The 14,449-nt window shown below is 60.8% G+C and carries 15 protein-coding genes and 1 pseudogene; 7 read left to right on the top strand and 9 right to left on the bottom strand.

The genetic code is table 11. The features are described from left to right. Window positions 1-2: 2 nt before the first annotated feature. Window positions 3-1,259 carry an aromatic ring-hydroxylating dioxygenase subunit alpha gene (locus KYX69_RS00080; protein ID WP_300492512.1) on the bottom strand — a complete coding sequence of 419 codons (1,257 nt, stop codon included), beginning with the start codon at window positions 1,257-1,259 and terminating at the stop codon, window positions 3-5. A gap of 455 nt (window positions 1,260-1,714) precedes the next feature. Between KYX69_RS00080 and KYX69_RS00075 the strand changes: the two genes are divergently transcribed. Continuing rightward, the gene (locus KYX69_RS00075; protein WP_300492511.1) at window positions 1,715-2,461 is read left to right on the top strand and encodes an IclR family transcriptional regulator; all 747 of its coding nucleotides are present in this window, start codon (window positions 1,715-1,717) and stop codon (window positions 2,459-2,461) included. A gap of 82 nt (window positions 2,462-2,543) precedes the next feature. Next, window positions 2,544-2,771: a tautomerase family protein gene (locus tag KYX69_RS00070; RefSeq protein WP_300492510.1), complete on the top strand. Its 228-nt coding sequence runs from the start codon at window positions 2,544-2,546 to the stop codon at window positions 2,769-2,771. 71 nt (window positions 2,772-2,842) lie between these two features. On the opposite strand, the gene KYX69_RS00065 is transcribed toward KYX69_RS00070, so the two are convergent. The 4 genes from KYX69_RS00065 to KYX69_RS00050 form a co-directional block, all read right to left on the bottom strand. After that, a complete protein-coding gene (locus KYX69_RS00065; RefSeq protein ID WP_300492509.1) occupies window positions 2,843-3,223 on the bottom strand; it encodes an OB-fold domain-containing protein in 381 nt (126 codons plus the stop codon). Further along, window positions 3,220-4,374 carry a thiolase family protein gene (locus KYX69_RS00060; RefSeq protein WP_300492508.1) on the bottom strand — a complete coding sequence of 385 codons (1,155 nt, stop codon included), beginning with the start codon at window positions 4,372-4,374 and terminating at the stop codon, window positions 3,220-3,222. Before KYX69_RS00060 ends, KYX69_RS00065 begins: the two co-directional genes overlap by 4 nt. Before the next feature lie 94 nt (window positions 4,375-4,468). Then, entirely contained in the window at window positions 4,469-4,822 is a 354-nt protein-coding gene (locus KYX69_RS00055; RefSeq protein ID WP_300492507.1) for a non-heme iron oxygenase ferredoxin subunit, read from the bottom strand. 2 nt (window positions 4,823-4,824) lie between these two features. After that, the gene (locus tag KYX69_RS00050; protein ID WP_300492506.1) at window positions 4,825-6,000 is read right to left on the bottom strand and encodes an FAD-dependent oxidoreductase; all 1,176 of its coding nucleotides are present in this window, start codon (window positions 5,998-6,000) and stop codon (window positions 4,825-4,827) included. A 198-nt stretch (window positions 6,001-6,198) separates the two neighbouring features. Here KYX69_RS00050 and KYX69_RS00045 point away from each other — a divergent pair, with 198 nt between their 5' ends. From KYX69_RS00045 to KYX69_RS00035, 3 genes are all read left to right on the top strand, one after another. Next, window positions 6,199-7,221 carry a VOC family protein gene (locus tag KYX69_RS00045; RefSeq protein ID WP_300492505.1) on the top strand — a complete coding sequence of 341 codons (1,023 nt, stop codon included), beginning with the start codon at window positions 6,199-6,201 and terminating at the stop codon, window positions 7,219-7,221. Between the two features lie 43 nt (window positions 7,222-7,264). After that, window positions 7,265-9,493: a TonB-dependent receptor gene (locus KYX69_RS00040; protein WP_300492504.1), complete on the top strand. Its 2,229-nt coding sequence runs from the start codon at window positions 7,265-7,267 to the stop codon at window positions 9,491-9,493. Window positions 9,494-9,645: 152 nt separating this feature from the next. Further along, a complete protein-coding gene (locus KYX69_RS00035; protein WP_300492503.1) occupies window positions 9,646-10,968 on the top strand; it encodes an MFS transporter in 1,323 nt (440 codons plus the stop codon). Window positions 10,969-11,026: 58 nt separating this feature from the next. On the opposite strand, the gene KYX69_RS00030 is transcribed toward KYX69_RS00035, so the two are convergent. Continuing rightward, window positions 11,027-11,422: a DUF6463 family protein gene (locus KYX69_RS00030; RefSeq protein WP_300492502.1), complete on the bottom strand. Its 396-nt coding sequence runs from the start codon at window positions 11,420-11,422 to the stop codon at window positions 11,027-11,029. A 99-nt stretch (window positions 11,423-11,521) separates the two neighbouring features. Here KYX69_RS00030 and KYX69_RS00025 point away from each other — a divergent pair. Together KYX69_RS00025 and KYX69_RS00020 are read left to right on the top strand one after the other, a co-directional pair. Continuing rightward, window positions 11,522-11,710 (top strand): annotated as a pseudogene (locus KYX69_RS00025) (DUF3363 domain-containing protein); the annotation flags it as partial. A gap of 77 nt (window positions 11,711-11,787) precedes the next feature. Beyond that, window positions 11,788-12,705: an NADP-dependent oxidoreductase gene (locus KYX69_RS00020; RefSeq protein ID WP_300492501.1), complete on the top strand. Its 918-nt coding sequence runs from the start codon at window positions 11,788-11,790 to the stop codon at window positions 12,703-12,705. Here KYX69_RS00020 and KYX69_RS00015 read toward each other — a convergent pair. From KYX69_RS00015 to KYX69_RS00005, 3 genes are all read right to left on the bottom strand, one after another. After that, window positions 12,702-13,127 (bottom strand): DUF1810 domain-containing protein, encoded by a 426-nt coding sequence (locus KYX69_RS00015; RefSeq protein WP_300492500.1) that lies wholly within the window; start codon window positions 13,125-13,127, stop codon window positions 12,702-12,704. The genes KYX69_RS00020 and KYX69_RS00015 overlap by 4 nt on opposite strands. Window positions 13,128-13,129: 2 nt before the next feature. Next, window positions 13,130-13,462: an SOS response-associated peptidase family protein gene (locus KYX69_RS00010; RefSeq protein WP_300492499.1), complete on the bottom strand. Its 333-nt coding sequence runs from the start codon at window positions 13,460-13,462 to the stop codon at window positions 13,130-13,132. 148 nt (window positions 13,463-13,610) lie between these two features. Continuing rightward, window positions 13,611-14,449 (bottom strand): type IV secretion system DNA-binding domain-containing protein (locus KYX69_RS00005; protein ID WP_300492498.1); only part of this gene is annotated, 839 nt, incomplete at its 5' end.

The following is a 14,449-nucleotide window of genomic DNA, read 5'->3' as shown; positions in this document are numbered from 1 at the left end:
TCCTACGCTCCTTCAGTGTAGGCTTTGTCGCCGACAAGCCCCTTGTAATGTTCCCAGAATCCCCGGCTCGCCGATTCATCGGTATAGTGCGACGTGATGACACCGCGGTCGTCGCGACGCTCGCGGGTCTTGCCGCGTCCGATGTCGAGCCATGCCGGCGAGCCGGAGATCGCCAGCCACTGCCGCTCGGCGATGATCGCGTCATCGGCCGTGAGAAACGCAGACGGACCAAGTGCGACTTCCCCTTGCCGCAAGATGCGCCGGTTCAACTCCTCCGGCGCCCCCTTGAGATACATCGGGGTGTGCCAGTTTATGGTTTCGTTCACCGATATAGGCTGGATCATCACCAGGCTGGTTTCGGCGAGAAACAGATTGGGGAAGATGAAGGTATGCGGCGGGCCGGCTCGCATTCGTTCGTCGGCGACTGCTGCGCCGTACGCTTCATGCATCGCTCTTGTGTATTCCGGGTAGCGGTCCGGCTGCACACCCAGCCACGTCATCGGCGCACTGTAAGTCGGCCCATAGTCGGCTTCGGTGTGACCGTTGCCCAGGTACCGCGACACGGCCACCACCTTCTCATCGTCCTCTTGGAGGATGTTGCCGTACTTTCCTCTCGTGCTGACGCCCTTGGCGAACGAGTCGTGCACGAAGTTCACATGATATCCGTCGGCCTCGTTCTCCGAGAGCATCTTCCAGTTGGCCTGGAATAGATGGCGCACCCATGTGGGCCGCAGCATGATCTCGCCCTGCGGCGAGAGGTCGCAGGCGCGGTCCAGTGCGTAGGCTGCATTGCCCAGATGCTCTTCGAGCGTACCTGCCTCTTCGTTGAACGTCGCAAAGATGAAGCCGCGGTAGGTTGCCACCCGCGCCTTGCGGAGTCCTCGTTTGCTACGGTCTACCTCGCCCTCGATCGCGAAGGGGACTTCGAGCAGCTCTCCGCCTGGCGAGAAGACCCAGCCATGATATTGGCAGGCGAACGCGCGCTTTTTGCCGCGCTCCAATTGACAGAGCAAATTTCCGCGATGGCTGCAGCGATTGGACAGGACTGACACGCCGGTAGCACTACGGGTAAGAATTACTGGTTCTTTTCCCATCGTCCGGCGGAGATAGTCGCCACGGGCAGGTATCTCGGATTCGTGACCGACATAGATCCAGGTCGAGCCGAATATCGCAGCCATCTCGTGATCGAAGATCGACTCATTCGTGTACAGCCTCGCGTGAACGCCACCTTCGCGGATAAGGCTTTCGATCTGGGCCATTGTCCCTCCTTGGCCTGCTGCTGCTTACAGCGGACTTATCATCGTTGAGCAATGTCACGCCGCCGAGGTGATGGGCCGACCACATGATCGGCGCATAATCAGGAATACAGCGCGATTTGCATAATATGAGATATCAGCGTAAAAATAGTCGTTGTCAATCGTGTTTCTTGCACTATATCCAATATCGCTAGATTCAGCGGCATTGCGCTATGGTGACGTGCTGCGATTGACCGCGAGGCGTTGCGGGCCGACAGGCCTAGACGCGCGAGACTGGGGCCTATGCAGGTGGAAAAATATCGACCTTCCTTTGCCTTGCCACATTGCTACAACCGGCGTGGCTCGCATTCATGCGGATCCTGCCTCCCGTGGCACGTTGCATAGCGACGGTGGACGAGGCGACGCATCTATCCTCTAGAGACCGTGGAGTGACGTGATCGATGTCGAGCCTGCGCAGAATGCTGACCGTCTTCGACTTGTTTTCGATCGAAAGGCCGGCGCTCAGCACCGAGGAGATCATGGAGCACCTCGGCACCAGCCGGGGTACAGCGTATCGCTATGTCGCCGAACTGACGGCCTCAGGTTTTCTCGTGCGAATGAACGGCCTTCTGTTCCTGGGCCCCCGCATCATCGAGCTCGACTATTTCATCCGCCAGAGCGATCTCGACATGCATGTCGTTCAGCCTGTTCTGCGGGCATTGAGCGAACAATGCGAATGCGATGTGCTGTTGGCGGACTATTTCGACGACCGGATCGTCGTTCGCTACCATCAGCGACGCGACGAGAATCTTGCCGTGAGCTACGGCCGGGGAAGACGCATGCCTCTGTTCAAAGGCGCCGCCTCGAAAGCCATTCTCGCTGCGCTTCCAGCTTCGCGCCAGAAGCGATTGTACGAAAGCTATGACGCCGAGATCCGGGAATACGGTCTTGGCGGCTCCTGGAAGGAATTCCGCGCGTCGCTGAGCGGATTCAAGAAAGCGGGATACGTCACGTCCATCGGCGAACTCGACCAAGGCAATGCAGCAGTCGCCGCGCCTATTTCCTTCGATCCGCGCACCAACCTGCCCGGCAGCGTCAGTCTGATCTTCAGCGAAAAGCGGTTCAAACTGACCAGCGAGGATGTGGTCGGCCGGATATGCCAAAACGCAGCGCAGGAAATCAGCCAGCTCATCGAGAAGCATCTGGAGAAAACCGCGGTGGCGTAAACCGCTCGGACCCCTCTGGTTATCGCTCAGCGGGAGCCGCGCTCCACGACCGTTTCGTTATATCCAAATACGAGGAACCAAGATGCCGGTATTGAACATCACTATCATGGCCGGGCGCGACGAAGGTCAAAAGCAGCTTCTCGCGAGCGCACTCACCGATGCGGTCCACGCCACGCTTGGCAGTCCCAAGGCCGAAGTGCGGATCTTTATCAACGAGGTTACGCCCGACAACTTTTCTGCGGGCGGGATGCTGAAGAGTGTCAGTGCTCGCGCGTCGGCTGCCGATAAGACCGGCGAGCGGCCGAACTAGCTTAAGCCGGACGTAGGTTCCGCTCCGACGCCCAACCTTGTGCGCGACCGGTTGCCCTGAGCTGAGCCGCTTCAGCCGGAGGCTCTTCTGCAAACTAGGAGTCCGTCCACACAAGAGGCGGAAAGCCGCTCGCCGGGTCGATAGGGTGCCTCGCTGCTATCGAGCAGGGAGATGATTTGGACCCCTTCGTCCAGCTCGATGAGCCCGACCGAATAGGGCACCGGAAAGTCGGGACTGAATTGCCGGTGGTAGACGGCGACGGCCAATAGGGTTGCGCGACCTTTGCTCTTCACAAAGCTAACTTGATCGGCATCGTAGGCGGCCAATCGCCAGTACGGGATCACGTCGCGCGTCGAGGCGTCGACGGCGATCGTCAGTTGCCCTGCCTCGACGTGGTCCCGAAACCGGCTCGGCGCGGTCCCAAGCTGCGACGGAATAGGGGCAGCCCTCATCCAAGTCTCCTGTGCGGCGAGATCGCCAAGGTGGCGTGATATTCAAGGCAGCCGCCCGAGTTCGACACGAACACAAGGTCGTTCGCGACCTGGCGAGCTCCGCCCTCCCCGCGAATCTGGATCAAAGCCTCGAGCAATGGGGTCACGCCTTGCAGGTAGAAGCCGGACAGGTGCCCGCCGCCGGTATTGACGGGTAGAGCTCCGCCCGGACCGGTTTCTCCGCCACCAACAAACTCAGGCGCGGAGCCCGGCGCGCAAAATCCGAACTCTTCCAGCGCGGCCAGGCCAGAAAAGGAGAACGCGTCGTAGAGCTGGCAGGAGGATACATCGCGGTGCTCTGCCCGTGCCATTCGCAATGCCATATCGGCAGCATGCCGGGCTCCGGTCGGCTCGCCCTGGGCGGCCCCCGTTACCATCGAGTATCTGCCGTGACCCTGCCCCATGCCGACGATGTGGCAGACCGCAGTCGCTGCGTCGGCGGACTGTGCGACGATGAACGCCGCGGCCCCATTGACGGGGAGGGCGCAGTCGAGGATCCGGAATGGCTCGACGATCAATCTCGCATCGAGGTAGCCCTCGAGATCGAGGCCTTGGCGAAAGAACGCGAGCGGATTGGAGGCCGCCCACCTTCTGCAGGCGATGGCGTAATGGCCCAGCGCGCGTTCATCCGCGCCGCGGCGATGCAGATATGCCGAAGCCGCAAGCGCATAGGGGCCAATCGCGCCGAAGCATCCATGCGCCGCTTCCCAACCATCGATATTCATGACGTTGGACGCGCGTGCAAAGGCTGCGCCGCCGGTTACGCCAGCCTTGATCGGTGTATCTGCGAACACGCAAACGATGCGCTTCGCGAGCCCCGCGCCGACGGCGAGAGCGGCGTGCTGGATCATTTGCAATACCGTGGTGCCCTTCCCTTCTGTCAGCGAGAAGTGGCTTAGATTTCCCAAGTCTAACGTGTGCCGAAATGCCAGCGTGAGCTCCGCGCGACTGAGCGTCTCGCTTTGGCCCAATATCACGCCGTCAATGTCGCGGGCGCTGAGCCCCGCATCTTCAATCGCCCGCTCGACCGCCTGGGTGGCCAGCGCGACCGTCGTCGGCCCGGGTTCGCGCGAAAAGGCGGTATGTCCGTACCCAATGATGGCCGTGCTCATCTTCACCCCGCTCGCTCAATCTCGGAGCATGCTCCGGCAAATCTAGCCTCGCACTCGTGGCGGATCCGCAATGCCAGGCAGGTCACCGCCGCACCTACCCCGCCCGCAGGTCAGCCGGGATATAAGCGAGCAGATTCCCGCCTTCGATCATCGTCTCGTATACCTTGAGCGGCGCCGTGCAGGGAAACGCGACGGCTTCCCCGGTTTCCATGCTGAACTTGCCGCCGTGAAACGGGCATTCGATGACCACGCCATCGACATATCCTTCTGAAAGCGAGGCCGAGCCGTGCGTGCAGAGGTCATCGATAACATAGTATCGTCCGGCGACCCTGAATGCGGTCACGGTCGGCCCGCCCTCAAGCTCGACCTTCGTACCCAACTCGTCATTGGGTTCGTCATCGCGGCAGATGACGACCCATCTGCCTGAATATTTCGGATCGACGGCCATGTTCACCGCTCTTGCTCCCCATGCTCGGTCGATTGCCGGGACCTCGGCATCTCTACGTCAGCACACATCCGGCGAAAATCACGCGGAGCGTTACGCGTGCATATGCCGACCAATCGGTCCTCATGTACGATTTTCGCGACGAAGCTTGTCGAATTATCAGATTCGAACAGGACAGCGCCTCTGCTTAAGTCGCCGCAAAATTGGTAATGGTCGTCAAACTGCTCGGTCCAGAATTTCGGAGGCCTCCACGCTGGCAAGGGCCGATTGAGGATTGCAGCCGCAGCCACTTCCGCTTGCAGATTCGCAGCGTCCCAAGATTCCGACCGATGCCAGTCGCCGAGAAAGGGCTCAAAATAATTCGCCACATCGCCGATCGCGTAGATCGCTGGATCACTGGTAACGAAGCCTGGACCGGTGAGAATGCCATTGCGCGTCTCGAGCCCCGCCTCGCGCGCGATAGCGTCGTTCGGCTGGACACCAATTGAGACCACCATCGCGTCGGCCTCAACCAGAGTGCCGTCGCTGAGCACAACGCCCGACGGGACATATTCGGCGATGGTGCGATTGAGGTAAACCTGCACGCCATTCTTCACGTGCGTCGAGAGGATCCGTTCGCTCAGCGCGGGGTGGAGGCTTCGACTAAGCAGTTGCCCCTGTGCTTCGACGATGGTCGCCGCCAAGCCGCGGCGCACTGCAATCGCAGCGATCTCCGTGCCGATCGCCCCTCCGCCGAGGACTAGGACCGATCGAGCCGAGCCGAGGGTTTCGCGCAGCGCCGCCGCGTCCGAATAGTCGCGTAGGTAATGGTGCGGGATCGCCGGCGGCTCCGGCAGTCGGCGCGCTCCAGCTCCAGTAGCAATGATCAGCGTGTCGTAGCGATGCTCGTTGCCGCTGCGATCCACGACGAGCCTATTTTGACGGTCGATGCGACGCACGGCTCGTCCGAGGCAGAGCGACTGTTCCGGCCTATAGATCGAGACGTCGTTGACCCATTGAGGCGTCAGCGTCCCTTCTTCGAGGATTGTTTTCGAAAGTGGCGGGCGCTCGTATGGCGCAGTCGCTTCGTCACACAGAATTTTCAGCGCCATCGATGGCTGAGCAGTGCGCAGCAGCGCAAAGAGCCGTGCGCCCGCCTGGCCTCCGCCGACAATCACCGTCTCTCCAGCGGGCACGCTCATTTGATCCTCGCAATCTGACCTCGCTGGAGGGTCGCAGTCACGTTGCCCGTGAGGGGATCTCCAGCAGGAACCCGTCCGGCAAGCACGCATAGATTTTCACATAATGAGATTTCAATGTCCATAGCATTGCATGATGATGATCTGTACGTTGACATTCTCATAATACGAGAATATCACTATATCAACGGAGACGGATGAATGGCCTTGCAGTCGCTCGCATATGTCGGTGTCGGATCGCGGGACTTGGCGGGTTGGCGGCAACTCGGTTGCACGGTCGTGGGCCTTCAGTGCATCGACCTGACGAGCACCAAAATCAGCTTCCGCATGGACGACCGGAAGCAGCGAATCTTCATCGATGGCGAGGTGCCCGAGGGCGAAACCATCCTCGGATGGGAAGTGGCGGGACCCGCCGAATTGCAGCGGATGGCGGCAAGGCTCGAGCAAGCTCAAGTTCGAGTTCACCGCGAGCCGGCGCATGTCGCGGATTCGCGCTTCGTCGCTGAACTGATCTCGTTCAAGGACCCGATCGGCAACCGCCATGAGATTGGCTGGGGCTTGCACAAGTCAGCGGAGGTGTTTCAGCCTGGGCGCGCCATGTCCGGTTTCAGGACTGGCGCACTGGGACTTGGGCATGCGGTAGTAACGGCGCCGGACATCGAGAGCCTGTTGCCCTTCTATGTCGATGTTCTCGGCTTTTCCGTTTCGGACTTCGTCTCAACGCCGTTCAAAGCCGTGTTTTTTCACATCAATCGTCGGCATCACAGCTTCGCCCTGATCGAGGCGGCCTCGGCGGGATTTCATCACCTAATGCTGGAGATGAACTCGCTTGATGATGTCGGTCAGGCGCTTGATCTCGCGCAGTCGGGCGACTGTGTGAGCGTCACGCTGGGACGTCACACGAATGATTTCATGACGTCCTTCTATGCCCGCACGCCCTCGTCCCTATTCATCGAATGCGGGTGGGGAGGCCGGGAGATCGATCCGGCTACGTGGCAGTCTTTCGAGGTCATGGATGGTCCCAGCCTATGGGGCCATGAACGCAGCTGGCTGCCCGAAAGCGACCGGGAGGAAGCCCGGAGAATGCGGATGAACGCTGCGGCGCGAGGCGTTCGCCAGCCAGTCCAGGTGATGGACGGCAATTACCGCCGGATGTCCGACATATGCCCTTGGATCGGTGAGCAGGAACGCAACACCACGAAGAAACGGACGGGATACGACTGAAAACAAAATCGGGCTGAGACCCGACCATCGGGAGGATGACAAAATGAAACGGACGAACCTTGTTTTGCGGCGGAACGTCGTCATCGCAGCGGCGCTGCCGCTCTCAGCGTTCTGCCCGTCGGCTTACGCTCAGGATCAAGAACCAAAGCCCGTGGCGCAGTCAACCGGTGAGGCCTCTCCGGAAGTTGCAAGCGGTGTGAACGCCGCCGAACCTCAGCTGGACACGACCACGACCGGCGTTGAGGACATCGTTGTGACCGCGACCCGCCGTGCCGAGCGCCTGCAAGATGTCCCGCTTTCCGTGACCGCCGTGGATTCGAGCGCCTTGGATCGCTCGGGTGTAGCCGACATCCGAAGCCTGACTCAGCTCGTGCCGGGGTATAATGGCGGCCGGGCGGTGAGCGTGATGCAGCCTACAATACGAGGGGTCGGCTCGCTCGGAAATTCGGTGGGCGATGAAAGCAATATCACGACCTACATTGACGGCATCTATCTCGCCGATGCCTATTCGACACAAGTTGACTTGGTCGAGATCGAGCGCGTGGAAGTCCTGAAAGGGCCGCAAGGGACCGTGTTCGGGCGCAATGCCACGGGGGGACTGATCAACGTACTGACCGCCGATCCGAGCTTCACGCCGCGCGGGAACATCTCGTTGAGCGGAAGTCGGATGAAAAATGACGCCACGGGCTTCGACGTCCGTGGATATGTCACCGGTCCGCTGTCCTCGCGCGTGGCCGCGAACCTTTCGCTTCTCGTTCGCGGGGACACAGGATACGTTCGCGACCTGGTGAAAGGCGGAAGCTTCGACGGCGTTCGGGTCGCGTCCGCTCGATCGAAATTTCTCTTCGAGGTGGGCGAAGGCACCGAAATCAAGCTGATCCTCGCTTATACCGATCTCAACGCCGCGATCCCGAGCCAGCCCTATATGGGCCGGGCGCTGGCGCGGAACACCCCGGGTGTGATCCTCGCGACGAAACCGAATACGGGCGCTCTCGATTATCAACCGGTTTCGAACATGGATCGCTTCGAAGCGGCGGTTCAGGCCAAGTTCGACCTGGGCGGCGTCACGCTCGAGTCCAACTCAGCATATGTGCGATCGCACGTAACGCAGCGCGTCGACACGGACGCTACCAACATCTCTCTGTCTTTCAGCGAGATCGGAAATGCCAGGACGACGGTCTATAATCAGGAGTTCCGGCTGGTTTCCAACAATGCCGAGCCGTTCAACTGGACAGCAGGCATCTACGCCTTCCATCTCGACGGCACCATGCCGTTCACGACCGGAAGTGTGACGGGCGGTACAACTCGCCTGACCAGCTATGCTCCGAGACTTTCGACGGATTCGTACGCCGCCTTCGGCCAGGGAACATATCAGTTCGGAAAAGACGTCCATCTCACTCTGGGCGCGCGCTACACAACCGAAACCCGGCGCTTTCAACAAATTCTCAATGGCGTCGACGTGTTCGGTAGGGTCCAAAAGAAGTTCAACAACCTCTCGTACAATGCGTCTCTTCGCTACGAGGTATCGGACCGCGCGAACATCTATGCGACGTACAGCACAGGTTTCAAGAGCGGCGTCTACAATGCCGTCGCGGCGCTAAGTGCGCCTGTGAATCCGGAGAAGATCAAAGCGCTCGAGGTGGGCGTCAAATCCGATCCTTTCAGCTGGCTCCGACTGAATCTCGCCGGCTACAATTACTGGTACGATGATCTGCAGGTCATCGCCCGCGCCGCCAATGGAAGCTATGTCCTGCAAAACGCGGCAAAAGCGAAAATTCGCGGCGTTGAACTACAAGCGATCATCAAGCCGACCAGCGAGCTGACGCTGACGATCGGGGCGTCGTACAATGATGCCAAATATGCCGAGTTCTTCGGAGCGCAAGCAGCTACCCCGCTTCCGTCGGGCGGCAATGCGATCATCGCTGCCGATGCTTCCGGAAAGGATATGGTGAAGGCTCCCCGGTATACGGTCACCGCGGCATTCGATTATCGAACGCCGATCGGAAACGGCTCCATCTTCTTCGGCGGCAACGTCCAGCAGAGCGCCCGCGTCTATTATGACTTTTTGAACACCGAATATCAGCCGGCATACATGCTCGCGTCTGCGCAAGCAGGTTGGGCATCGGCCGGCGACCGGGTCACGGTCACGCTCTTCGCGCGCAACATCACGGATGCTGAGATTTACTCCGCCATCCGAGACAATACGGCGGGGAGCTACACCTATTACGAGCGTCCGCGCGAGATCGGCCTGGGGCTAAAATACGCGTTCTAGCCCGCCTTGACGGGCTAGACGGACCAAAGTCCGATGCGGCTTTATTCATCACGACGCAGCTAGCGACCCGCGATGAGGCGGAGCCACGTGTCGGAATCGGTCACGACGATACGGAGCGCCGTCGTTGTCGCTCTGCTTTATCGGAGGGGTAAATGATCAAGGTCGGAAATGACGAGTACCGGCGACCCCTCTACGCCCTCTCCGTTTTGTTCGTTGCGTGGATATTTGCCTATTTGGATCGCCAGATCCTCGGTCTTATGGCGTCGGAGATCAAAGCCGATCTGGTATTATCGGATATTCAGATCAGCTTACTGCAAGGCCTGTCATTTTCCGTGTTCTTCGGTGTCGCCGGACTGTTCGCGGGTCGGCTGGTGGACAGCAAGAACCGTCGAACAATCATCGTCATCGGCATCTTCGTTTGGAGCCTAATGACTTTGGCGTCCGGGCTTGTCACCAGCTTCGAAGGGTTGCTGATCGCCCGCATGGGCGTTGGAATTGGCGAGGCGTGCCTCGCCCCCGGATCGGTTTCGCTGGTCGGGGACATATTCGGGCCGGAACGCCGCGGCCGAATGATGGGTGTGTTGCTAGCGGGAGCAAATATTGGTGCTGCGTTGTCGGTACTCGTGAGCGGCTTCATCCTGCAGCTCGTCGGCAACGATATGGTTCTTGTCCCCCTCCTGGGGCCTACCAGTGGTTGGCAGCTGACCTTTCTCATCATCGGCGGGGCAGGCTTGCCGATGGCGCTGTGGATGGCGACCGTGAGGGAGCCGCAACGGCGCGACGCCGGGGCGGGTCGTGCGACCGATACAGTCTTTGACGACCGTTTTGGACGATATTTGGCAACCTACTGGTTTTTGTTCACGCTAATACTGGCGAGTTTCGCCTTCAAGTTCATGACCGCCTATGGTGGGTCAGCGTGGTTGCCCACCGCCTTTCGCCGGGTATACGGGATCGAGCCGGGGAAGCTCGGTTTGATCGTCGGCTGCATGACGCTGGTGACCGGCTTGGTCGGCGGTATCGCGGGCGGCGCGCTGAGCGACCGTTTTGCCGAGCGCGATCCAGCGAATGGACGCCTGAGACTATTCCAACTCTGGTTCTTCGCTCAGTTCGCCATATTCGCGGTGATTATCGTGACTCCCGGCCTTGTCGGCTCAATGATCGCATATGGATTATTCCTACTAGCAATCGCCCTGAATGCGGCGTCGACTTATACGATTCTCTCCGAGCTCGTCCCGGCGCAATTCCGGGGTCGGATGACCGCCTTGATGCTGCTCGTCGCGAACGTCGTAGGATTGGGAGGCGGTCCGTTATTTATCGCGCTGCTGACCGATCGCGTCTTTGAAGATGAGCAGATGCTATTCAAATCGATCGCGATCATGGCGATGGTCTGCTCGATATGCGGATGGTTTACGATGCACCTCGCAATCAAGGGCGCGGCGGCGCTACGGCAACTGCGAATTCGCGAAGAGGCGTAATCTCCGCTGCACCGGCTTGTAGGAGTTGAGCCTCAATTCGCCTTGAGATCCAAGGGTGTTAGGCGCTGCTATCGGCTTTAAGGCGCTTCGCCCGATTGATGCCCGTCAGCAACAGGATTGTCGCGGTCAGCAAAATTATCCAGGGCGTGAACAGCAGGATGATCGCATCGATCAACGTCCACGCCCCCAATATCCATGCGACGAACGCTGGCGGCGTAATTCCGCGCCGATCCAACCAAAGCACGAGCATGCCCACCACGATGAGAGGGATGCTGAAGCTGTCCAGACTAAACCATAGCGCGCTGTTCGCATGGCTCATGCTGGAGAAGTCGTCCGACCACAGGTCACCGCTGAACCAGGCTGGGGCATGCTTGGCGGCGCGTTCGAACGTCAGCGCGCCCAGGAGATGCGCGGCGCCATAGAACACGATGAGACGGCCTGCCCATTTGATCATTTCAAGCTCCTCGCATTTGCAGCCTGCGGACTGCGTTCAGCAAGATCCAAAGCCATCTCGACCACGGTCAGGAACGACTGATCATCGGCCGCTTCCGGCGTATACACGCGGCGGCTCGACCTGGTGAGCGGGCGCTATGCCCTCATCGAGCGGGCGCAGGATTTCACGCTTGTGCCATGGCGCGAGTTGCTTGAGCCGCATCTTGGGAAGAGCGTCGCGGCGACGATGCGCGGCGCCTCGATCAGCTGGACAATCAGACGTGCGCGATCGGGTCCTGCAATCGCATGACCAGTTGCGCGGACTCCTCGTGCCGCGTCGTCACGCTTCGGTTTGACCTGGCTGGAGACCGCGCGTGTCTGGTCCGCGTGCATGCGGCCGGCCTCAATCCGGTCGATTTCAAGACGCGCCAGGGCATGTTGAAGGTCGTCCAGCGCTACAAGCTGCCCACTGTCATGGGCAACGAGCTCGCCGGCGTGGTCGAAGCCATCGGCGATGGCGTGACGCGCTTCTCGGTCGGGGATCGCGTATTCGCGCGGGTCGCGAAGGACACGCTCGGGGCCTTCGCCGATTATGCGACCATCCCCGAAAGTCTTCTCGCCACCATGCCCGCCACGCTCGATTTCGAGACAGCGGCAGGCGTCCCGCTCGCCGGGCTTACGGCGCTGCAAGCGCTGCGCGACGAGCTGGGCCTGAAGCCGGGAAGCCGCGTCTTCATCCCGGGCGGCGCGGGCGGCGTCGGCACGTTCGCCATCCAGATCGCCAAATGGCTCGGTGCGGAGGTAACGACCACGGCCTCGCCGCGCGGCAAGGCGCTGGTCGAGCGCCTCGGCGCCGATGTCGTGATCGACTATACGACGCAGGCATTCGAGAACGAGGTCCGCGACATGGACGGCGTGTTCGACCTGCTCGGCGGCGACACGCTCAAGAAGTCGTTCGGGGTGATGAAGCCTGGCGGCAAGGTCGTGTCGATCGCCGGCCTGCCCGAACCGGAAACTGCCCGCAAAGACCTTGGTCGCGGCGCGTTTCTGAGGACGCTGTTCTGGTTCGCGAGCTATGGCTCGCGGGTGGAAGCCCGGAAGCATCGGGTCAGCTATCGCTACCTGTTCATGCACCCGAGCGGCGCCGAACTCACGGAGCTGGCGCAGCTCATCGACGACGGGAAGCTGGAGCCTGTCATCGACCGGGTGTTTTCCCTCGACGAGATCGCTGACGCCTTCGCTTATCTCGAGGCAGGCCACGCCAAGGGCAAGGTCGTCGTGCGAATGGTGGACAGCCCGGCCTAGTCGGTGCCGAGCAGCCGCAACGTCGCGATATCACGCTTTCCGCCGAACCAGCGATCGAGCGCCGCCCCGAGCAATGCCGAAGGGCGCACCGCCTCGAACAGCGTCAGCGAGGAGCACAGCTTCATGGCATCGGTCTCGCCGAACACCGCAACGGGGTCGCTGATCGGCAAATCCTGCAGCGCAGCTACGCACTCGAGATAGCGCGGTCCGAGCACCGGATGATCGAGATAGGCTTGCGCCTCGTCAGCCGACCGGATCGCGAAATGCTGGGCGGTCGCGCTGCGACCGAGCCCGGCGATCTGCGGAAAAACGTACCACATCCAATGCGTGCGCTTGCCGCCGCGACGGATCTCGGCGAGCGCGCCAGGATAGGTGAGCATCTGAGCTTCCACGAAGCGGTCGAGCGAGGTCGCGTCCGGCATCGTCAGAGCAGTGCCGGCTCGGCTGGCGGGAAGACGCGGGTGACGGTCAGGCTGCCTTTGGGCAGCGCGGTCAACACATTCGCGGCCGGCACCGTCGGGTCCAGCCAATCTGCCCATCGGTCGCGCGTCAGGGGAATGATCTGGCGATGGTGATAGGGCTTCACGTCCTCGCCCGGCTCCATCGTCAGCATGGTGAAGGCTTCACCAGCCTGGGGATGCGAGCGCCAAATGCCGGCGATGCAGAACCACTCATGGTCGTTCAGCGTGAACAGCCACTTGGTCTTGCGCTTTTGCCCCGGCTGCGGATCGGTGAACTCCGTTATGTGGACAATCAAGCTCTCTCACCACGCGCTTCGCGCCTGAGGGGCAGCCGCCCCCAGGCGCGTGTAGCAAACCCAAACGGCGAAGCGTGCCTGGGGGTGGCTGCCCCTCAGGCTATCGCCACCGGTAATTTAAAGAGCGACCGACATTGGGACCTTGCGGTCATTCAGGTAGCGGGGGCCAAACGGCAGCTTCCGATCGAACCCGACGTTCGCGATCTGTGGCACGCAACGCCGTTAGACGAGCAAGTCTGGCCGTTTGCGGACTAGCAGGTTTCGGCATGCAAAGAGCACAGCCGACATATCTTGAGCCCAGGACAAACAGGGCTCGGTTCGCTCCCATCAACCGGCGCCCCACGCTGGACAAACATAACGAATACATTTCGCCGTTCATACTACTATAGTCTCGCCGAACCACGCCGTTTGCTGCCGTCCGCCCGAACGCACCGCCGTCACCGCTACGCTGTCGGCAATACGTGGAGTTTGCGCCGCAGCTCTCGCTAGCCCGTTGCGATCGAGAGGCGAGATTGCGGGCGCCTTGCTCGCCATAAACCTCGATCAGTTTCTCGAAGCTGTGGATGCCTAGGATCATGGCGCCGCCGAACGCGCGCGCGGTCTGGAGGCCGTTCTCGATTGCCGGCAGCTTGTGCAGCGCGCCGAGCTCGTCGAACATGAACCAGGTCCGCAACTCGCGCGTGCGCGGCATTGTCATGAGGCGGTTGATGGCGAGGTCCATCCAAAGCGTCAGCAGCGCCCGGTTCATCGGCAGATCGACGTAGTTGGAGGTGATGAAGAGGATCGACCCGGGCTGCTTCTCGCCGGTGATCCAGTCCCGGATCGAGAACGGCTCGCCCGTGTCGGGAAGGAAGCGCAGAACCTGCGCATTGGTGTTGAAGACGGCGCGGATCGACTCCGCCATGCGCGCCGCTTCGGGCGCGGTCAGCGGGTCGGCGATCGTGTTCTGGAGGAAGCGATGGACCCGCTTCAGATCGGCGGTCATCA

It is taken from the genome of Sphingomonas sp. (assembly GCF_030145815.1).
GTDB lineage: Bacteria > Pseudomonadota > Alphaproteobacteria > Sphingomonadales > Sphingomonadaceae > Sphingomonas.
This window is presented reverse-complemented; position numbering and strand designations above follow the sequence as displayed.